Annotated in this window: 17 protein-coding genes, 6 tRNA genes and 2 pseudogenes; 18 read left to right on the top strand and 7 right to left on the bottom strand. The window is 49.6% G+C overall.

Annotated elements, in window-relative coordinates; genetic code table 11:
* Positions 1–269: 269 nt before the first annotated feature.
* The 8 genes from Pan54_RS06870 (at position 270) to Pan54_RS06840 (ending at position 7878) form a co-directional block, all read left to right on the top strand.
* Positions 270–416, top strand: a complete 147-nt coding sequence (locus Pan54_RS06870) for a F0F1 ATP synthase subunit gamma (protein WP_146502788.1) — start codon at positions 270–272, stop codon at positions 414–416.
* An 83-nt stretch (positions 417–499) separates the two neighbouring features.
* Positions 500–1450 (top strand): 1-phosphofructokinase family hexose kinase, encoded by a 951-nt coding sequence (locus tag Pan54_RS06865; RefSeq protein ID WP_165441628.1) that lies wholly within the window; start codon positions 500–502, stop codon positions 1448–1450.
* Positions 1451–1575: 125 nt separating this feature from the next.
* Positions 1576–1815 (top strand): hypothetical protein, encoded by a 240-nt coding sequence (locus Pan54_RS25750; RefSeq protein ID WP_165441627.1) that lies wholly within the window; start codon positions 1576–1578, stop codon positions 1813–1815.
* A gap of 112 nt (positions 1816–1927) precedes the next feature.
* On the top strand, positions 1928–2218 hold the full coding sequence (locus Pan54_RS06860) for a TspO/MBR family protein (RefSeq protein WP_146502786.1): 291 nt from the start codon (positions 1928–1930) through the stop codon (positions 2216–2218).
* Between the two features lie 569 nt (positions 2219–2787).
* Positions 2788–3801, top strand: a complete 1014-nt coding sequence (locus tag Pan54_RS06855) for a DUF1214 domain-containing protein (RefSeq protein WP_242631242.1) — start codon at positions 2788–2790, stop codon at positions 3799–3801.
* 211 nt (positions 3802–4012) lie between these two features.
* Positions 4013–4270 carry a TspO/MBR family protein gene (locus Pan54_RS26920; protein WP_242631241.1) on the top strand — a complete coding sequence of 86 codons (258 nt, stop codon included), beginning with the start codon at positions 4013–4015 and terminating at the stop codon, positions 4268–4270.
* 115 nt (positions 4271–4385) lie between these two features.
* The gene (locus tag Pan54_RS06845; protein WP_146502785.1) at positions 4386–5612 is read left to right on the top strand and encodes a sialate O-acetylesterase; all 1227 of its coding nucleotides are present in this window, start codon (positions 4386–4388) and stop codon (positions 5610–5612) included.
* 79 nt (positions 5613–5691) lie between these two features.
* Positions 5692–7878 (top strand): DUF5722 domain-containing protein, encoded by a 2187-nt coding sequence (locus Pan54_RS06840; protein WP_146502784.1) that lies wholly within the window; start codon positions 5692–5694, stop codon positions 7876–7878.
* A 154-nt stretch (positions 7879–8032) separates the two neighbouring features.
* Here Pan54_RS06840 and Pan54_RS26915 read toward each other — a convergent pair.
* Positions 8033–8167: pseudogene (locus Pan54_RS26915) on the bottom strand (DUF427 domain-containing protein); the annotation flags it as partial.
* A gap of 182 nt (positions 8168–8349) precedes the next feature.
* Complete coding sequence (locus Pan54_RS06830) at positions 8350–10758, bottom strand: CehA/McbA family metallohydrolase (RefSeq protein WP_165441626.1); 2409 nt, start codon at positions 10756–10758, stop codon at positions 8350–8352.
* 764 nt (positions 10759–11522) lie between these two features.
* Between Pan54_RS06830 and Pan54_RS06825 the strand changes: the two genes are divergently transcribed.
* From Pan54_RS06825 to Pan54_RS06810, 4 genes are all read left to right on the top strand, one after another.
* On the top strand, positions 11523–12440 hold the full coding sequence (locus tag Pan54_RS06825) for a metallophosphoesterase family protein (protein WP_146502782.1): 918 nt from the start codon (positions 11523–11525) through the stop codon (positions 12438–12440).
* A gap of 128 nt (positions 12441–12568) precedes the next feature.
* Positions 12569–13573: a sugar phosphate isomerase/epimerase family protein gene (locus tag Pan54_RS06820; protein WP_207310065.1), complete on the top strand. Its 1005-nt coding sequence runs from the start codon at positions 12569–12571 to the stop codon at positions 13571–13573.
* Positions 13574–13952: 379 nt separating this feature from the next.
* Complete coding sequence (locus Pan54_RS06815) at positions 13953–14144, top strand: hypothetical protein (RefSeq protein WP_146502781.1); 192 nt, start codon at positions 13953–13955, stop codon at positions 14142–14144.
* Positions 14145–14655: 511 nt separating this feature from the next.
* Positions 14656–16029 carry a Gfo/Idh/MocA family oxidoreductase gene (locus Pan54_RS06810; RefSeq protein ID WP_146502780.1) on the top strand — a complete coding sequence of 458 codons (1374 nt, stop codon included), beginning with the start codon at positions 14656–14658 and terminating at the stop codon, positions 16027–16029.
* Between the two features lie 466 nt (positions 16030–16495).
* On the opposite strand, the gene Pan54_RS06805 is transcribed toward Pan54_RS06810, so the two are convergent.
* From Pan54_RS06805 to Pan54_RS06790, 4 genes are all read right to left on the bottom strand, one after another.
* Positions 16496–16735, bottom strand: a complete 240-nt coding sequence (locus tag Pan54_RS06805; protein WP_146502779.1) for a hypothetical protein — start codon at positions 16733–16735, stop codon at positions 16496–16498.
* Positions 16725–16994, bottom strand: coding sequence for a hypothetical protein (locus Pan54_RS06800; protein WP_146502778.1), 270 nt, complete (start codon positions 16992–16994; stop codon positions 16725–16727). The genes Pan54_RS06805 and Pan54_RS06800 overlap by 11 nt, the downstream gene beginning before the upstream one ends.
* Before the next feature lie 35 nt (positions 16995–17029).
* A complete protein-coding gene (locus Pan54_RS06795; protein WP_146502777.1) occupies positions 17030–17260 on the bottom strand; it encodes a hypothetical protein in 231 nt (76 codons plus the stop codon).
* Positions 17261–17557: 297 nt separating this feature from the next.
* Positions 17558–17818: a transposase gene (locus tag Pan54_RS06790; RefSeq protein ID WP_146502776.1), complete on the bottom strand. Its 261-nt coding sequence runs from the start codon at positions 17816–17818 to the stop codon at positions 17558–17560.
* Between the two features lie 497 nt (positions 17819–18315).
* On the opposite strand from Pan54_RS06790, the gene Pan54_RS06785 reads away from it, so the two are divergent.
* The 6 genes from Pan54_RS06785 to Pan54_RS06765 all read left to right on the top strand — a co-directional run bounded on the left by Pan54_RS06785 (position 18316) and on the right by Pan54_RS06765 (position 19138).
* A tRNA-Phe gene (locus tag Pan54_RS06785) sits at positions 18316–18387 on the top strand.
* 61 nt (positions 18388–18448) lie between these two features.
* A tRNA-Thr gene (locus tag Pan54_RS06780) sits at positions 18449–18519 on the top strand.
* A gap of 33 nt (positions 18520–18552) precedes the next feature.
* Positions 18553–18623, top strand: a tRNA-Gly gene (locus Pan54_RS06775).
* A 191-nt stretch (positions 18624–18814) separates the two neighbouring features.
* Positions 18815–18899, top strand: a tRNA-Ser gene (locus tag Pan54_RS25745).
* Between the two features lie 12 nt (positions 18900–18911).
* A tRNA-Trp gene (locus tag Pan54_RS06770) sits at positions 18912–18982 on the top strand.
* A gap of 84 nt (positions 18983–19066) precedes the next feature.
* A tRNA-Val gene (locus Pan54_RS06765) sits at positions 19067–19138 on the top strand.
* A 174-nt stretch (positions 19139–19312) separates the two neighbouring features.
* Here Pan54_RS06765 and Pan54_RS06760 read toward each other — a convergent pair.
* A pseudogene (locus Pan54_RS06760) lies at positions 19313–20614 on the bottom strand (IS5 family transposase); the annotation flags it as partial.
* Between the last annotated feature and the right edge of the window lie 128 nt (positions 20615–20742).

Here is a 20742-nt window from a genome sequence, read left to right as displayed (position 1 = left end):
ACTGAAATGGGATTTCGATTCGGAGAGCGTTATCAGTTTTTCGAGCACGCGGATCTGATCATCTTGTTGTTCGGCTTTACGATAGCGTTCGGCCAATGCAGGAAGAGTGATGAGTGAGTGTGATTCCCCTGTGATTAGAAAATCACAATTGCCACTCAAAGCATTTCTTTCATCGATATCAAAGGGCTCTCAGTACTCGCACAACATTACCTCTTTGTTCCGATTTTCCGCGTTTGCGCCGATTCTTAAGCTTACGAAAAGGGAGCAGTATGAACGCAATGCATGCCGCCGAGCGTAACATTGAAGAACGCTTGCATTTGCTGCAAAGCACATTCAATCAGGTTCGCCAAAAAGAAATCACCGAAGAATTTCTTGACATCTTAACAGGCTTTGAAGCCCTGTCCGAGAATTGTTAAAATGGTTGTGACACTTGAATTCGAGTTATGAGTTCCTTTCTGACGCCATGACAGATATTTCCAGGAATTTCACAGGCGGACTGATGCCGATGATTGTTACGTTGACGATGAATTCGACGATCGATAAGACTTGTGAGGTTGCTCAAGTGGTCGCCGAGTTCAAACTGCGTTGTGGAATTCCCAAGTATTACGCAGGGGGAGGAGGGATCAATGTCGCTCGTGCCATTCGTCGTCTTAATGGAGATGCTCACGCCATTTGGACCCAAGGAGGACCGACCGGACAACGGCTTCAAGAACTGCTTGATCGAGAGGGTGTGAAACATACTCCAATTCCCGTGCATGGTCAGACTCGTGAAAATCTGATTGTGTTTGAATCGACGACGGCGCGTCATTTTCGCTTTTGTATGCCTGGTCATGAACTACATCGCGAAGAGCTTCAAGCATGTACCGCTTGTCTGAGTTCGATCGGCTCGGCCCCAGCCTATCTCGTGATCAGCGGGAGTATGCCCCCTGGATTGAGTGACGACGATCTTCAAGATTTATTCAACTCAATCCCATCTTCCACTCGAACCATTGTTGATACGAGTGGATCTGCCATGCATCAAATCTTGAAGCGGTCGGTATACATGATTAAACCAAATCTCCGTGAGTTGGAGCAACTTGCTGGCCAATCAATCGAAAACAATGAACAGATTCGTTCTGCGGCCCGAACGATCATTCAAAAAAGACAAACTGAAATCGTGCTCACTTCAGTAGGAGCTCAAGGAGCGATCCTTTCGACCGAACAAGGACATTGGCAATTCCACTCTCCTACAGTGAAAACTTGCTGCCGCGTTGGTGCCGGGGACAGCATGGTCGCTGGAACCGTCGTGGCCCTCTCTCAAGGTCAACCAATTGTTGAAGCTGTTCGCTATGGTGTTGCGGCCGGGACTGCGGCCGTGCTGACAGAGGGAACGGAATTATGTGGGCTCGAAGATACGGAAGCCCTCTTCCAAGATATGTCCTCTGAAGATCTTTCTCATTGGCCGCTATAGCGTAGTCTGAAATCTCATTTCCAGAGCTGTACCAGAATGAATGTCCCTTGTTATTGCGGAAGTAAACAGCTCTGTTGTTTGTCACGACATTCTGATTTTTTCTGTCCAAGTTCCCGGCACGCCAAGTGTTTATCATTTGGAGCGTGAATAGTCAGTCAATCGTCTTCACTGCTCAGGGAATTGGTCCCGAATTTCAGTCCCCTGCTCTTTCGAGATCTGTGCTCGATTATTCAACTTCGTATTTTAAACCTCGATCACTGCCAGATCCTCCAAGAGATAGTTCATCTCCAGACGGTCGAGTTCCGGCAGTTCCAGTTGCAGAGGCAATGGATGGACCGGGTGGTGGGGAAGGTTTTGGTGGGTAACTCCCACTGCAGATTATGTCGTCTGAGGATATGTCTGATCCTGTTGATCAGTTGAGTATTGTCGTGATCGGCTTCTTTTCGGAGTGTGGTCAGTCTGCGATACTATTGATCGGTGCTGTTGGCAATCGCGGCATGGCTTGTTTGGCAACAGGCAGGATTCAAGGCTGCTAAGTTGCCTCTGACTTCATTTGGCGTTCGAATGATTCTGAATGTTGCCTGGTCGTGGATCTTCTTTGGAATGCATCAACCGGGATGGGCGTTTACTGAGATTATCGTCTTGTGGCTGGCGATTACGACGACGATGATTCTCTTCTTCAAAAAGTCCACGTTTGCCGGGAGCATGATGGTGCCATATCTGACTTGGGGCAATTTTGCGAGCGTGCTAAAATTTATGATATGGTAGTTGAACACCTAAGTGGATATGAAGAAGTACTCATGGGCGAAACGTATCCCCTCAACTCTCACAGCCTGATTCAAAAATCATCTGCTAGATCATATTCCACTCAGGGACTGGTAGGTCTACATGTTTTCGGTATGTTCTCTCTAATATGGGCTACTGCGACATGGACAGAATGATTTTTGATTCCATTGATCTATCCGACCAATGAGGGTCCAGTACCTCACTTGGCGTTCGCCCCGCAAGTAGCCCTCCTGTTATTGGGCTGTCTGGCGATAACATTGATTATTCCAGCATGGGCCATCATGACTCGTTACTGGTTGAAGTTCATTTACGCAGCGCCAGCCGCAGCTTAATTGTTGTTTCAGGTCTCGTGCATGATCTGAACAAACACGCTTAGTCCCCAGTGTTTCCACGTTCTATGGTATATCGTAACTTAACAGCCAAGGATCGCCCTTCGTTTGTTCTCGACAGAACACGAAATTTTGATTCACAGCATCGCTTTTGCTTTGCACATGACGTAAACTCTTGAACAACAACCTCTCTAATAATTCACTGTTCTTCAGGAGTGTCCGATGCCGTTTCTAAAGCATATACCAGTTGTGATTCTCTGTGTGATGTCGACCGCCGCTTTCGCCAGTGAGCCAGTCAATGTGCTTAACTATGTCCGAGCTGAAACCGACATGCAGTTCAAAGGTTACGCTGCCAAGGCTGGCGGAGTGGGGAAGTTGTTGAACTTTCGCGAAGTGTATTCGGTCGAGAACCAGACGACGATTCGTGGAAATCGTGACACGCTGTACTCGTTCGGCGTCTATGACTTGGCAGCCGGGCCAGTGACGGTCATCAAGCCGGAATCGCCAGACCGATTTCAATCGCTTCTTGTGATTGATCAGGACGAGTACAACCCTGTGCTCAAGAACGGTGCCGGTGAAGTGACACTGAATATTGGTAATGTTGGCACACGGTACGTGATGGTACTCATCCGCACGTTTTGCGATCCAAACAGCTCGGAGGACATGAAGAAGGCCCATGCACTTCAGGATGCGATTCAAGTTCAGCAGGATTCTCCTGGAAAACTCGAACTGCCGGAATGGGACGAAGCCTCACTTGTTGAGACCCGCAAGATACTCAATGCACTGGCCTCGAAACTCGACGGCGTGCCAGAGGCCTTTGGTCCCAGGGGTGAAGTCGACCCCACCCAGCACCTGATTGGAGCTGCTTACGGCTGGGGAGGCAACCCACAGCGTGGGGCTATGTATTTCAACGTCACACCAGAGAAGAATGACGGTAAAACAGCATATACACTGACGATGCCCAAGGATGTTCCAGTACAGGCGTTCTGGTCAGTTACGGTCTATAACAATGATGGCTTCTTCACACCAAACGATCTTAATGCCTACTCATTCAACGGTATCACATCTAAGCCCAACGAGGACGGCACAGTAACAATCCACTTCGGAGGAGATCCGAAGGCAACGAACTACTTGCCAATCACTGAAGGCTGGAACTACATTGTTCGCTGCTACCTGCCTGGCTGGCAGGTCATTGAGGGCAATTGGACCCCGCCAACTCCACAGGTAGCCCAATGAAACCGGAGAGTTGGATTGTTGTTTGAGACGGTTGGTAACAGGCTTGGCATGAACTGAGTGATCTCCTACTGCTTTCAGTACAAACGGTTTTGGCAATCCACCGAAGTCGGACTCCGTCTCAAACTCATCCAGTGAATTTCAGATTATCGACTTCTCTAGATTCGGCTTATCAAAGTGTTTTAGGAAACCGTCGGAAATCAAGGCTGTAAAAGTGCCGCTGTCTTTATTTGCCGTTCAACTACTTCTGAACATCGTGTGGTCATGGATCTTCTTTGGAATGCACCAGCCGGGCTGGTGCATTTGTGGAGATTATCATGTTGTGGCTGTCGATTTTGGCAACGACGATTCTCTTCTTCAAAAAGCCCATAGCTGCCGGAGGTTTATTGGTGCCGTATCTGACGTGGGTCAGAATTGCGAGCGTGCTGAACGTCACGATCCGGCGATTGAATCCACCTCTTTGATGGAATAGGCTAGCTCAGTTTGATGCTCAGTTGTCATCAAACCCCTGCTACAATGTCTTTCATTCGGCGTTGTTTCTTCCCAACACACCCCCTCTTAAACAGATCATTCCGAAAGATGTCATCATGACGAGAATTCGCAGCTCTTTCGTTTTTTCGCTTTCGTTTGTTTTGACGGTGTCGTTACTGACATTGCCAACTCCAGCCGCGGACAAGCCACTCAAGATCTTTATTCTCGTCGGACAGTCCAACATGGAGGGACACGCCAGGGTCGAGACATTCGACTACATCGGCGACGACCCGACAACCGCTCCCCTACTGAAGAAGATGCGAGATACAGACGGCAAGCCGCGAGTCTGTGACGGCGCATGGATCTCTTATTACACCGGACGGGGTGAGCAGAACGGTGAAGGGTTTGGTAAGTTGACTGCCGGTTATGGATCGAGGCCGAACCCTGCTGAGGACGGCGGCAAGATCGGTCCCGAGTTCACATTTGGTATCACTATGAACGAGACTTTTGAGGAGCCCGTGCTCATCATCAAGACGGCCTGGGGTGGCAAGTCCCTCTTCTACGACTTCCGCCCACCGAGTGCCGGAGTGTACTCGCGAACTCAGGATGACATTAAAAAAGGGCGTCGCCCAGAGAGCGGCTCGGGGCACTACTACCGACTGATGTTGAACCACATTAAACTCGTGCTCGGCGATATCGGTCGCGTGGTACCAGACTATGATCCCGAGCAAGGATATGAGATCGCCGGTTTCGTGTGGTTTCAGGGTTTCAACGACATGGTCAGCCGCGACGTCTACCCGATACTGCCGAAAGACTCTTCGGTCAATCGGTTCGCCAAGTATAGCGAATGGATGGCCGACTTCATTCGGGACGTACGCAACGACCTTGACGCACCGAAAATGCCGTTCGTCATCGGCGTCATGGGCGTTGGAGGTGAAGAAGCGAATGAAGGGAATCTGGAGTTTCGCGAAGCGATGGCCGCACCGGCCACACTGTCTGAATTCAGCGGGAATGTCGTCGCGATTCCGACATCGCCGTTTTGGGACAAGCCGTTAGCTGCTATCCAGGAGAAGTACGAAAAGGTGAATCAGATGGCATATCTGTTGAGGACACAGAACAAGAACGCCGCCAACGCCGATGGTTCGATGTCCAAGGAGGACCAGCAATCCTACCTGAAGGAATACGAGGCGAAACTGGTGAGCCCGGAAGAAGTTGCGTTACGGACTCGTGGCGCATCAAACGCCGGCTATCATTACCTTGGGTGTGCCAAGACGTTCGCGCTAATGGGAGAGGCGTTTGCCAGGGCAATCCTTGAGATGAGGAACCATGATGCTAAGCCGTAGACGGACTTGCCTATTAAACGACAGGTCCAATCTTAAGCCATCCGAAACAGACTTCAGTATTTCGGATGTCACTCATCGTATGGAGTCTAGCCGAGGCGCATTGGCATTTCACCTCATTGGTCTATTTGCACTATTATGGAGCATTGCAAGCTGGCTTGGCCAGATTCAGTCCCCACTCGAAACTCTTGTCAGCGGCGCACCGCCTGATCAAACCGCAAGCAAGATTTCTACGGAGCTCGATATTGAAAAATCAAACCAGCTCATAGTTAAGCAGCTGACTGATGATGAATTCGAACTCACAACATTGGGGGAAGATCCGTTCATCGTGTTACAGCGATTCGACCCTACAGAGGTTACAGAGTCTCAAACCGTATTGGCCTTCGAGTATTTTTCATTGAAAGACGTTGATGGACTATCCGTATATTACGGTCCTCCAATTAATGCTACGAAACAGTTTTCAGCGGGGAGACTGGAAAAGTCCCAGTCGTGGCAACCATATGCCATTGATCTCCAATTGCTTTCAGGTGGGAAATGGTCGGCTACAAGCAATCAACTGAGAATTGACTTTGGGCGGTTGCCTGGGGTCACATTTCGGCTTCGCAATCTCCATTTGCGGGAGCCCAATATCGAGGAAATGAAGTCACAGGTCGAGCGTGAAAAAGAAGAGAAGAGTAAGTTATCAAGTGAGTCGCGGATCAATACATTTTATAAAACGGAGTATCTGAACATTATCGACTCTGTTGAGATCGACAAGCAGAGCGTGGTCATTCGAGGGAGCGTTGAAAAGAAAAGTAAGATTCGGCTGGTTGAAATCCTTCCAGAAGTCTCTATGGCTGCCCATGCGACAATACAAAATGGAGAGTTGCTTCTCGAACAGCAGAATGGAATCATCGACCTGGGAGAAGTGGAGTCCAAGGACACGTTTGAAATACAGCTTCCGCGCTTTCAAGACGGGAGAGACCGCACGATTTCACGTTGGGCGATCGCGGAACCAGATCCAGTCGATAAATGGAAGCTGTTGTCTCACTGGAAATATGCGACCGACTTGTCCGCCGCGGCTGCAACGCCCCTGCCGCGTCAGGTTCCCAAAGGCATTAAGGGGATGGGGGGTGTCAGTTCCCATTTTCCGTTAAATGAGTTGTTAGAACTTGGCGTTCACAATATCACTGTGAATATCTCCGTTTCTCATTTTATGGACTCAGTTCCGCATCAGGGTTGGATTCCATTTGACCATGGTGGTCGCAAGTGGTTTGTGAACCTCAAACGTCTAGCTGAGTACGATACATTGATACGATTTGCCTCAGAGAACGAGATCGTAGTCAGTGGTATCCTGCTGGTTCCTTTCTCAAACAGTGAGTTCGGCAAGATGATCGTGCATCCCGAAGCGGATCGTGCCGGACATTATGCGATGCCAAACTTTACAACGGCTGACGGTGTTGCGGCCTATGAAGCAGTGATCGAGTTTTTGGCACATCGTTACTCCGCTCCTAGCTTACCTCAAGGGCGTATTGCTAACTGGATTGTTCACAATGAAGTTGGCTTTGGTTGGGAGTGGACCAATATGGGCTGGCAACCACCAATGGTCTATATGGATCACTACCTCCGTTCGATGCGGTTAGTGCATAATGTGACACGCCGACACGATCCTCACTCACGCGTATTCATCTCACTGACCCACCATTGGAATACTCCCGCCAATCCGTCCTGGAAGTCTTACTCCAATATCGATTTGCTTGAACGTCTGGTTGAATCCAGCTCGATCGAGGGGGATTTTGCATGGGGCATTGCCTTCCATCCTTATCCACAGAATCTCCGCAAACCAGACGCATGGAACGATACACGCGTCACTAACGATTTTCAGACACCGCTAATCACTCCCAAAAATATCGCTGTATTGGATCGATGGATGCATCAACCGAAAATGCGAAACTCAACCGGTGACATCCGAGGAGTGCTCCTCTCGGAACAGGGATTCAACACAACCGACTACTCCGTTCAAAGTCAACGACTCCAAGCTGCCGGTTTTGTTTATATGTGGAGGCAAATGCGCGGTTTGAATAGCATTGAAGCATTCCACAACCATCGTTGGGTGGATCATCCTAACGAAGGGGGACTCTTGCTCGGACTCCGTAAGCTACCTGAAAACGGGAAACCATATGGAGAAAAGAAATTCTCCTGGGGCATTTACAAAGCCATTGAAACGCCGAACGAATCAGCAATGACCAGCTTTGCAGACGAGATCATCCAAAGTAGACAATTGCCTTAAGAAATAGCCCAAGGAACTAAGGAGACTATGAGACCAATGTGACTTGGAGCGACCTTTGTAAGGAATTGATATCACGACTGTAACGGTTTCTTTGGCACAGCAAAAAACAGATCGAATTGAGCAAGCTCATGTCTCATGGTTTCGTTTTAGGTTTCTACCATCTATGAGTTCCAGGTTCCCCCTTGATCGGACCGACAATCTTGCTGGTTATCCAGCCGCCATAGAATCTGCCAGCTTGTGATTGCACCTGTTCATCGCCAACGAAGCAGGCATCCATCAGATGTTGATCAATGGCGAAGTGGTCTAAGAATTGTAGAATTTTATCTGGCCGTGTGGAGACCTGTCGAACGAGCAGGAAGTTGCCCTGCGGGTCTCTCAGGGAGATGGTCAGTTGTCGTGCATGTTGATCAATACGAAAAAAGAGCATGGTAGCCCGCAGATAAATTAAGGATTGGAAACCAACTCTGCTTTTCACTCGTCATCGAACGCTTTTTTATAAATCCTGTCGTACTGTTGACGGGCGTGTTCGTAGGCGGCTTCGGCAGCCTGATGGTCTTCTTTTCGAATGCCATTCTTTTTTGCCTCCCAGCAAACATCGACCGCTTTGCGACACCACTTCGCGCTGCGCTTGCTGGCCCGAATTGGCGAGTTGTCGACTTCCACAAACACAGGGTTTGTGTGGCAGGAAGGCAAAATCCTCAAGGCAACCCAACTGGAATGTTCAATGCGAGCTTCAAATTCAATCTGGGTGAGACTGCCATCGGCAACAATGTTTTTCCTGGCGACCACTTCTCCATTGATAACCAATTCGACCGGCACTTCCTGAGTCGTCCCGAGACGGCATCTCTCGATATGCCAGTACGGTTTTTGATCGAGGCGGAGATCGCGAATGTCATTACGGGGCTTCTGTTCCAACAGGGCCGCGACATCGCAAGTGATTTTCACCTGCTGGGATTCCGGCAAATTGAGTTGGCTCAGTTGACCATCTGATCCGGGTTCTCCCACTGCGACATCGTTCACACGAAAATCCATCAGATGGCTCTGCCCATCTCCGCAGTAACTTCTCCCAGCTTTGAGTCCCTGCACCCAGGAATCAAAGCTGAGTTCCTGACCATCGTCCAGCTTCACATAGATTCTTCCGAGTCCCACCCGCTCGCCATAGATGCAGGGAAAATCGGTCTCACCGGAGATTCGCGTGCGATAGCCGCAGTTGAGGGTGTGATACCAGATATTCAGTTCCCAGATCGCAGGCGTGTCGACAGCTGAGATAAAATCACATGCATCGTGGGTAACCGTCATAATATATTCGTTGGCACCAATCCCATCGAATGCTGGCATGGCATAGTCCGGCAGTTTGTCGGCTGCCTGATGCGGCCAGCCTTCTGGAGCACCACCCCACATTCGTTTGATGGGAATCCGATTTCCCTGTTTGTCATAATCCGGCAACGTCAATCCCCATCCGCTGTGACTGTATCCGGCTACTCCTCCCTGCCGCTTTGTCCACTGCAAAACGGGCAACGTCCAACTGGGCCACTGCTCGAGTGATTTCGTTCCGGGATAATCATCTTCGATCAGTCTGAGCAGACAAAGATGGCCGGCATGAGAGGAGGGAAATCCACTCACTTCGACATCGTATCGCATGAGGTTTCGATCGGTGGAAAGATCGGAAGGTTGACCTTCGAAAAACTGTTTTTGAGTGTACCAGCACGGTCCCCAACTCAGTACACAACCGACATTCAGGTCTTCTCCCAGAATGTGCCGCATCATGTCTGCCGGGCCGACGCCTTCAGTGGGGGAATCGTAATGGGCACATCCAGCCGCATGAACATGATGATCTCCTGAAAACCAGTTTCGGGAAGCCGGATGAATCCAGCGCTCTAGCTGGATGTCAAATTGCTGCTTTGGTTCATCCTCGGCTACGACCAGTTGCCTGGTGAGCTTCCGATATTCCGGCCCCCGACTGACTTCCACAGTGTAATTTCCAGCAGGCAGAAGCAGGACTTCTCCGGTCTCCCGATAAACCTGATCGTGAAAGAAAAAATCTGGAGCAAGCCGACGGGCAGGATTCGGATAGACGCGATTGTTTTCATCTTTGATCGTGAAAGCAGCCATGGTCGCAGTGCCGTCATGGTCTGTGACATTCAGGACGATTTCTTTAGATGGCTTGCAATCAAATAGAATTGGAACATCGCCACGGAACCCCAGATCCTGAGTTCCCTGCCCGACATTAAAACTGAGCGTGGCTTCACGCTGTCCCTGATCACGACTGTAAAGCTGAATGATCCGATATTCCAGATTCAGTCCCGATAACCTGGCTCGCAATGGTTGGCTGTCGAACATTTTGAGATCGAGAAATCGCAAGCGGGATTCCTGAGAAGTTACAAGATCCTGTTCAATCATTGGTCGTTGACGAGCTCCCTGCCCTTTCATATAGACGGGTTGAGCCTGAGGACTCTGTGCGACCAACGTTGGATTGATGCCCGCCTCATTATGCACCTTGACCAAAAATGTTCGCCAACCCTGTTGAACGAGTTGCTTCTCCGCGGGCCCTTCTTCTGACTTCACGCGACTTTCCGGATTGATGTGCACATAAGCGATGCAATAGGAATCGAGAATTTCCTGAATTTGCTCGACGGCATCAAGTTCATCATCCTGCTTGAGAACCGTTTTCAGCTTTTCGAGATCAGCATCCGAGATAGGAGCGCCAACGAACTTCGTCGCTTCGATCAATCGTTCTGTCGCTGAAATCAATGGTTGGTGGGGCACGTTATAAACGGGATTCCAGCGACCTGCTTCCGCCGCGAATACTGGACTCCAGATGGAAACCAACAGCAGTGACAACACCAACAAGAATTGACGTAAAGGCGAAAGTGAATTCATGCTTGACCTCAGAAAGAGAACTTTCGGTACAGGTGTTATGGCTAAGTCCTGTTCATTGTTTTTCGCGAGACAATAGTGATAACAGATTACCCTAAGTAGAACACTAATCGCAACAGACCGATACGTTCAGCACTTCTCTGTTAAATCACGCTTCAGACGACGAGTTTTAAGCCCAGCCGTTCAGGCTGGGGTCAATAAAATTGGCAAGATATCGTCATCCTGTAGACCGTACAGTGCTCAAACCAGACTTAGCAAATTGAATCCGAATCTCGCCTGCATCTCTTGTTCCTCGACCTAACCGACTCGGTCGGGCCAGCCTGAGATTTTCAACGGATTGATGGGGTTTGACTATTATTACAATCTGTATAATTCTTAATAGATGCGGTCAAACACAACAGGATCCCACCGATCTGAAGCATTGCAAAATCCTGGCTGGCCGTGTGGAGACCTGATGAGCGAGCAGGACATTGCCCTGCCGGTCTCTGACGGAGATGGTCAGTTATCGTGAATGTTGATCGATACCGAGAAAGAGCATGGTCGTCCTCTTGTGAGAAAGAGTGAGTATGATTCCCCAGCCATAGGGAAATCACAATTGCTACTCAAAGCAGTTCTTTCATCGCTATTGAAGGAATGTGAGCATTTGCATCCCAGAAGTAATCTCACAACCCAAAACGATGCCACTCAGTCACGAATTCTAGTAGAATGATGTTTGTATTTGTATCATACACCATCGTGATCGAAACCATCTCGTAAAGGAATTCAGTATGCCGATTCACTACACCCGTCTTCATCGACGCGAATTCCTGCAAACGTCGCTCGTTGCTGGAGCGAGCATGCTGACGTTTGGACAAGTGTTGGGCGACGATAAGCAACAAAATGTCCCTGAGCATGTGGCGTTGTTGTCGGACACGCACATCGATGCGGACGCGACGAAGGTCGTTCGCGGTTCGGTCATGTCAGCTAACCTGCAGAAGGTGATCGCTGATGTTATTGCTCAACCGCAGCAACCAGCACAGGCTTTCATTGATGGCGACTGTGCCTTTAACGTTGGTCTGCCTGAAGATTATCGAACACTGGCATCACTGTTGGTGGCGTTTCCAGCAGCGAACATTCCACTCCATATGGCACTCGGTAATCATGATGATCGCACGGCGTTTCTGAAACAGTTTGCAAGCCTCAATGAGGAAACCCAAGCTGTTGAAGGCAAGCACGTTTCTCGGATCGAAACGAAACACGCCAATTGGTTTCTGACGGATACGTTGCAAAAGGTCAATAACGTCACAGGCGAAATCGGCGCCCAGCAACTCGACTGGCTTAGTTCAGCATTGAAGGCGAATCGCGAAAAACCCGCAATCGTACTTGGGCATCACAACCCGCAGTTCGACGCTCGCGAAGATGCCCGTGTGACAGGTCTACAGGATTCACTGGCTCTGTTCGAGTTGCTTGAATCGCTGCCACATGTCAAAGCTTACGTCTTCGGTCATACACATAGCTGGAGTGTGAAACAGCGAGATAGCGGCCTGCACCTGATCAACCTCCCACCGATTGGCTACGCCTTCAACGAGACCAGTCCCATCGGCTGGGTGGACGCTGCCCTGACCGCGACTGGAATGCAGTTAACACTTCGCTGCACCGATCCCAACCACGCTCAGCACTTAACGCAACAGGAACTCGCCTGGTAATGGGACACTTCTACTTGGTACATATTATATGCGAGCATCTTATGTGCGGTGTTATCGTCGTCGACTGCAACAGATGATACAACTCATGCTCAAAGGTGACATTGCAGAGCTTAGAAAAGGAAGCATCTATGAATCCTGATTCTCTTAAACGACGTGAACTTTTGGCTTATGCAGCTTTTGGTGGTGCTGCCTTTGTCGCCTCAGGCAATGGGAATGAATCATTAGCCCAAGACTCTCTCGCCGTGAAGCGTCCCAAGTATTCGATGAAAAAATCGATCAACCTTTGGGCGTTTCCATATCCCGACAAGATGACTCTGAAGCAATGCCTCCAGCTTGCCAAGGACGCAGGCTTTGACGGAATTGAGCTGAATTATGATCTCGAAAGTGACCTGTCTCCCAAATCGGACACGAAAGAGTTTACAGCCATCCGTCGGATGGCGGATGAAATTGGCATCGAGATCAGTGGTCTTTGCTCGTTCCTCTTTTGGCCCTACCCTCTGACGAGCAACGATCCTGCGGAACGTGCGCGCGGAATGGAACTGGCTGCTAAAATGACGCAAGCAGCACACGATCTGGGTACTGATAACCTGCTTGTTGTTCCCGGAGCGGTACACATGCCGTGGCGGGCAGATCACGATCCAACGCCAAATGATGTCTGCGACAAACGCGCTCGCGAGGCAATTCGTCGGCTACTCCCGAAGGCTGAGAAGTTAAAGGTTCATCTGAATATCGAGAACATCTTCTTCAATGGCTTCTTACTTTCGCCGATGGAAATGGTCGAGTTTATCGACAGCTTCTCAAGCCAGTATGTCCAAGCTCACTTTGACACTGGGAACATCATGGAATACCAATTCCCCGAACATTGGATTCCAATTCTCGGCAAACGAATCAAGAACGTTCACTTGAAAGAATACACCAAGAATGGAACGGATCATTCATTGGAATCGTTCCGCCCACTGCTGGATGGAACAACGAATTGGCCTGCGGTCTTGGAAGCGTTCGCAGAGGTTAATTACGATGGTTATTTGACGTTCGAGTACTTTCATGCCTATCAGCATTTCCCCGAAGCCCTCATCTATCAGACCGCAGATTCCCTCGATCGGATGCTGGGACTAAAACAAGCCAACGTGTAAGCAGTTTGTGTATGGCAAAGCTCCCGACTACCCCGTCCCAAGCTTGGTACCATTGAAACCGTCGGGTGTAAAAATTTATTACGGTGTCTGAATCCCCAGAATTAGATGAATCTCCAAACTTTTGTCTAATACCCTTTGCATATCCTGGCTGAGCATTCGCCGTGGTGGGGCGAATATATGGCCAATCAATATTTTTAATACTTGATATGGTGGGGTGCTATTTCTCAAGACATTCTGTAGTTTTTTAACGAATTCTTGTCATAAGAGTCAAAACAAAACATTCCGCATCGAAAAACTCGTATGCTGATTCAGGCGGATTCAGACCTACGGTAACTAATTCATTGAGTTCAGCACATCGCAGAGTGAGCTGGTCGAATAATTGCAAAATCTTGCAAAGCTGAGTGGAGACCTGACGAGCGAGCCGTACGCGCAAACACAACAGAGGGCAAACTGTGGTCAAATGGCAGGAGCCTATTGGGGACAGAAGAAGATTCCAGACTCATTGAAAAGTGGTCTGGCAAAGATAGAAATGATCGAAGCCGCATTGAGTGGCCTGATACAGAGTGAGTAATCCAGGTATCTGCTCTATTTTCTGTTATTCCATGATCATTAACAGTCAGTATGGGTTTATTGCTTATCAGAGTGGGATCAGGATCACCTTTTGGCAGCGATAAACTCGCAGCATACGAATCAGCCAGTCGTTGAACCCTCAGTCTTCGAGGACAGCAATGAACGATTCCTATAACTCAACATTGCGTTGCGTGAGTCGGTGAAAGAAATGTAAAATATTACTTTGTCCTCTGTGGAGACCAGTCGAGCAAGCAGGACATCACCATCTAAAGTTTCTTAGCGATATGATCAGTTGTTGTGCGTACTGATCGATACCGAGAAAGAAAATAGCGGTCTTTCCGTAAAAACAGGAAGTAATACCTTCTCCACAGGAAAACCACCTCACTTGGGATATTGCTTTTTCATCGATGTCAATAGACTTTTGCATAAACAACGGAAGTTGGCATATTGGTTCGCTGAAGTGTCCTAACTCGATTAAACTATTAAACAACATCATTATTTAAGAGCAAGCTATGACAAATCTAATTTCCTCAAACATTAACAGCCCTTCTCTCACACGCCGACAGCTTCTGAAAAACGCCGCTGTTGCTACTGTCGGAGTCATCGGTTGTCCTGCAATAGTTCGCAGTTCTTCACTTAAGTCGAGTTTGCAAGTTGCATGTATTGGTGTGGGTGGCATGGGCGGACGGACGATGGAAAGCGTAGCGTCACATCCCAAAGTTCATATTACAGCATTGTGTGATGTGGACTCGAATAATCTCTCTGTGGCCTCACGAAAATATCCCGATGCCTCTCTACATCGAGATTGGCGAAATTTACTGGCTGAATATGCTGACAAATTCGATGCCGTTACCATCGGCACGCCGGATCACATGCACGCCGCACCAGCCGTCACCGCGATCCGTGAAAAAAAACATATTTACTTGCAAAAACCTATGGCCAGTACGTTGCACGAATGCCGCGTGATTACACAAGAGGCTGCCAAGGCGGGCGTTGTCACGCAGTTAGGAAATCAAGGTCGTTCAAGCATCGAGAGTCGACACACTGTTGAACTCATTCGCAGTGGAGTTATCGGTAAGATCAAGGAAGTGATCCTGTGGGAGAATAAGAAACTCAGTTGGTGGCCGAAAAACACCGACATCAGTGGCCGTGGCCAGGTCGTTCCCGCTAACTTGGATTGGGATCTTTGGCTAGGCGTGCAAACGCCTCGACCTTATTTTGCCAACACCTACCATCCAGGGACGTGGCGTGCATGGTATGGGTTTGGTGTCGGTGAAATGGGGGACATGGGTTGTCACCATTTCGACACCAGCTTTGACGCATTGAAGTTGACCGCACCACTTCGAGTACGCCAGTTGACTCCAATCACAACTGGGCCACTTTGGGGAAAGCAGCGGCAGGTAGAACTCGTCTTCCCAGGGAGCGATATCACGGCTGACGACACAGTCAAACTGACGTGGCATGACGGTGATCAACGACCGGACGCGACCCGGATTCCATTACCGACTGGAGTGGAATCGCTACCGGAATCCGGCACATGCTGGATTGGTGAGTCGGGGACAATATTTAAAAACTATCGTGGGGGAATGCCGGTTGTATTACCCGAAGCAAAGTCGACCGTAGGTAAGAATCAAAGTCATTTGGCAAAACAAGATCACTACCACGATTGGGTCGATGCCGTTATCGAGGGCCGCAAATCATGTGACGATTTTAGTCATGGAGGGCCACTCACCGAGGCTGTGTTGGTTGGTGCGATGGCCGATCGAGTTAGCAACGACTGGCTTCACTGGGACCACGTCAACCAAACATTTACCAATAGTCCGGAAGCAACTTCTCTGGTTACGCAAACATATCGGGACGGATGGAGCATCCCGGGCCTCGGATAAAAAGCGGTGTGGTATTGCTTGAGACCAACATGCTATCTGAAGAGACAGCGTTAGTCCTGGAGCATGCGAATCAGCCAGTCATTGCCCCCCGTAGACTGCAGGGCCGAAAGTGGTGCAAGGATGAGGAGCAGTGACATTGCGAATTGTGAGAGTTTCATGAGATTCACTTACTAAAAAAGTGTATATGTGACTAGATGCCAGAGTATTACTTCCAGGTTCGAACAGGCCCGATGAGTGGTGTGCGCACAGGTTTTGCCACTCCATAGATTAGTATCATAGTGTGGGCGGGGAACATGGTGGACTGGGCTTCTGGCGGAGCTTTACTGAATCCCGCTTTGGTATCGTGAAAGCTGTTGCCATCCCAGACATTTCCGGCGGCATCAAGAGCTATAGGCGCGATGATTTGTAGCCCGCCGATGTAGCCCTCGAATGGGGTGACCGGGTCGCCAGTCTTAAAGCCCGGGGATTAGGTTTCGGGGTGAACGCCGCGAAGTTGGGCCACAGAATGGCTGGTAGAACTTGCAATCCAGACATTGTCATTGCCGTCGATAGCGATCCCCCACGGGCCAGTGATAGCGCCGCCCGCGTTAAAGGGGCCATGCGCCGTGCCATCAGGAGTAATCATTGAAACATTACCACCGGGATAATCATTGATGATGTTCCAGAGGTTAATCCACATCTTGGCTGCTAATTGATCAGCCGACATCGCCCCTTCCAAGGCTTCCCAAGGCTTCGGCCTTGCGTTCAAGCTTCTGTTTGACCAGAGCCACTTTCTCCAACGTGTCTGGAAGCCCAATGAGGTTGCCGACCCAGGCATTGCCCTGGCTTTCGATTGCAATGGCATGTGGGCTGAAGCCGACCTTGATTTCTACGGCTTTGCCGGGGTCGCTCGCCGGGAAGCGGGTCACGGTGGTAAGTTTGTTGATTGTTACTTGCTTTGGCGAATAGATCCCTAATGTGGCCATCAAGGTGATCGCGGGATAGGCCCCCTGACGATGATTTATAGCACGCCATCTTCATTCCAGTCGTCGGGAATCTTCAGTTCGAAGCTTCCATCGTCCGTAGTCTGCGTCTCGCCGAGTTTTTTGGGAGCACCCAGCCCAGCTGCCCAAAGGGTAACGTCGGCTGCAGCGATGTCCCCGCCACCTCCCTCGACCCGACCTGTGACACGTTCATCGGCTGCGGCCGGAACCGCGATAATGATCGCTCGCAAAAATGAGGGCAACGCCAAAAAGAATCTTACGATTCAAATATTTCATAGTATCTGGTTTCCATAGTTGTAAGTATCGATCACTATGCAGTAAAAGACGGTCATCGAACATACTGGAGCTTCATGCTAGAAACGGAACGTCCGTCTTCGGTACAACGAATGTGATCTGTGACTCAAAATACGATCACCGGATAATACCAAAGCCAGTGAGATATACCACTACAAGGTTGGAAGCTCAGACGCTGAGAATTTCGCCTACATGAAGCGGTGTGAGAGAATTGGCACATCAGAAGCTGTTGAACGTTATGGACTGACTGATCAAGCCACCTTCCACTCAAACGACTTGATCAAGCCGCCGACGTTTTTTCTCTCCTCAATCTGATCGATGGGAATTGTCGCCACTTCTTCAGATTCCTCTTGGATCGGTGGCAGGTGGACCCGTGCCATATGCGATCTCTTCGTATTGTAATAACTCGCGAATTCGTCCATCAGATCATCGAGATGCTTCTTGCCAAACTCAATACACTTATTGAGGTATTCCAGCTTGACCGTCTCGATAAACCGCTTACCCCGGTCCATTCTCCGCTTCAGTCGAAGTCAGAGTTATTCATAAGGTAAAGGAGTTGGTCTCCCCAGCATCAAGATGAAATGTTGCAGATAGCCATGATTGAACTGTCACACTCAATCATCGAAGAAATACATCGCTCAAAGACTTTATGTGACAGTGGCATCTATAAATACTTCCAGAAAAGCATGGGTTTCTCGAAATAAAAACCACACGAAGCGCATTATATTTTGATTGATGACAAAATGGCGCGAACCATTTTGTGCATTTCGCGTCTAACCACGCAGACAACCAACATCACCTGAACAGGACAAGACAGAGTTCTCCAATGTTTACGATTACATACAGTTATCTTGGCGGCACCAAAAGTGACGGGCGATCTGACCAACAATCGGCCAATATGTGCCCGTCCCCTCTGCGCTTGTGACCCAGGCTATTGCCTGAAGCCTTTCAATAAGGTCCGGTGTCACGTGCGACACTGGGCCTTTTTTCGTGCCTATACATAACCTATGGGCTGGTAGCTGAGATGGCCTAGCAGCGGTCTGAAGAACCGCAGACGAGGATTCGAGCGCCTCCCAGCCCACTACTCGCTCAACGTACGTTCACAACTCAACACGGTCCATACGACGATCGGCAATGGATAAGCACAGGTAGTCCAGCGGCAAGACACCGCACTCGTAATGTGGCAACGAGGGTTCGATTCCCTTCCGGTGCTCTTTTGATCTTTGACAACTCGGTAACCAATCAAGCGTCCATGATGTAGCGGCAGCCTACTGCCTTGCCATGGCGGATGTGTGGGTTCGACTCCCACTGGACGCTCTCTCCGGTGCGTAGTCGCGGCGTGAGCCATTGAAGTTCGCAGATCGTGTGCGATTCCCGAACGGAGTATTTCAAAGCGAACCTTGATCAGTGAAGAGCGTCAGGGTTAGCAGATTACTGCAGGAGGAAGTCAGATTATTTATGAATAAGGAGGTCGTTGGTTCGATTCCAACTCTCACAGATTGAAGTACGGAAGTCATCCGGCCGGATGAGGAGCCTGTCTCGAAAACAGGTAGTTGCGAAAGCGACTTGTGAGTTCAAGTCTCACGGCTTCCGCTGATACGACACACGCCTCTGGTGTAATGGCAGCATATCTGATTCCAAACCAGTTGGTCAGGGTTCAAGTCCTTGGGGGCGTGCTTACGAGCGATCCGTCGTTCACACAAATGGGCGCATCGTTCATCAGGATGATGTCGGTGTCTTAAGAAGTAACTTTTCAACACAGTCCCGTGGTCCAACGGCAACGACGCTTGGTTCACATCCAGGAAACGATGGTTCAACTCCATTCGGGACTACTTTGATAGAAACAAGATACCCAGTTAAGACATCCGATTTAGTCGTCCCTGAATAACCCAGATTTTACGTTTCGATATCTGATTTGTTCATGTGTGTCGTAATGAGCTTGTCAAAAACTGCCTATTGTTGGGGATTTGTCTCGGAAGAATGAGTTGACATAACTGATTTATCAGCTTGTCGATGGCCAGGATGGGTAAAAATTGAGCGCAGGCCAACCCGGCCATGAGCTTGCGCAGGTTGTAGCCAATTGCACTCACCAGAGCATTGATGCGATCTCCTTCGCGACCCTTCAAATAGTTTCGCTCCATCCGGTGATCGCTCTTGAGATGGCCAATTGTTGGCTCAATCGCGCTGCGACGTTTGAGCATTTTCCGATACGCCCGCGTCGCTGTTTTTGGGATCCGTCCAGCTACGTGCACCTTCCCCGATCCCTCATAATCATGGCCACGATAGCCACGATCAACCATGATGTGTGCGGGCTCAACCTCGGTGATCTTCACCACCTGATCAATCGCCTGCTGTAGCGTGTGGCCATCGAAGGGATTCCCATGCAGGGCGAGTACCCCGACGATGAAGCTGTTGGCGTTCGTGGTCGCCAAACTCACTTTGCAGCCGAATTCATACTTCTTATGCGCCTTCCCTTTGGCGATGCACTCGACGTGCGGCTCGTGGACGCTGTAGACTTTCGGACTGTCGGTTCGCTGTTGTTTGAAGATTTGCCAGGCGATTGTCAGCAGTTGTTCAAGGGCTTCCCGGTGCGTCGAATTCGTGATGCTGGTCAACTTCCGCGACATATCTCGCAGAAGGCAGCCGAGGTGCGTACGGAGTTTGCGTTCGCATTTGCGGGCGCGCCGGTAGTGCTTCGCACGGGAGTAACGTCCCTGCATCACCAGTAGAGTTTTGTTGGTGAATTTGTACGATCGCCGCAATACCACTCCCGCATTTTGAGCCAATCGAACCAGCGATCGGGCGGCTTTAAAATACAAACGCGCGTCGGTGGGAAAGGCGATTGCTTTGGGCTGGACGGTCGTGTCGATATTGATTTTTTCGAGCTGGGGTTTGCGAAGTTGTCCTGTGCGACGGGCGACGTGAATCGTTTGCTGCAGAAGAATTTCGAGACGCTCGGCTCCGAGCCGCGAACGCCAGCGGGAGAGCGTGGTGGGATCGATTGGCGGCTTGTGCTGCATGACAGTGAAGCCGCAGAACCACTGCCAATAAGGGTTCTCAACCCAGCGTTCGATGAGTTGCTCATCACTCTGGTCGAAAGCGGACTTCAGATAAAACAATCCCATCACAACCCGCACATCCGTGGCCGGTCGACCATTGTCGTCACAGAAAACGGGTTCAATTTCCCGACGAATCGCATCCCAGTCGATTAAAGCGGCCAGTTTGACGAGCGGATGCTCCAGATCAATCACTTTTTTAAGCGAAACAGTGAACAAATCCGGTTCAGAACGGGAACTTTTCGGCAACATTTTTGACCAGCTTTTGAGAGGGAACGAAAGAAAGCTGGTCAAAAATACCAAACCGAATTGACTCTGCAACCCTAAAATAAAAGACTTTACAGGGTTATGCAGGGACGACGATTTAGCGACTTGGCCTC

The sequence above is a fragment of the Rubinisphaera italica genome (genome assembly GCF_007859715.1).
Taxonomy (GTDB): domain Bacteria; phylum Planctomycetota; class Planctomycetia; order Planctomycetales; family Planctomycetaceae; genus Rubinisphaera; species Rubinisphaera italica.
The sequence above is the reverse complement of the archived record's forward strand: the minus strand, read 5'-3'. Positions and strand labels throughout refer to the sequence as shown.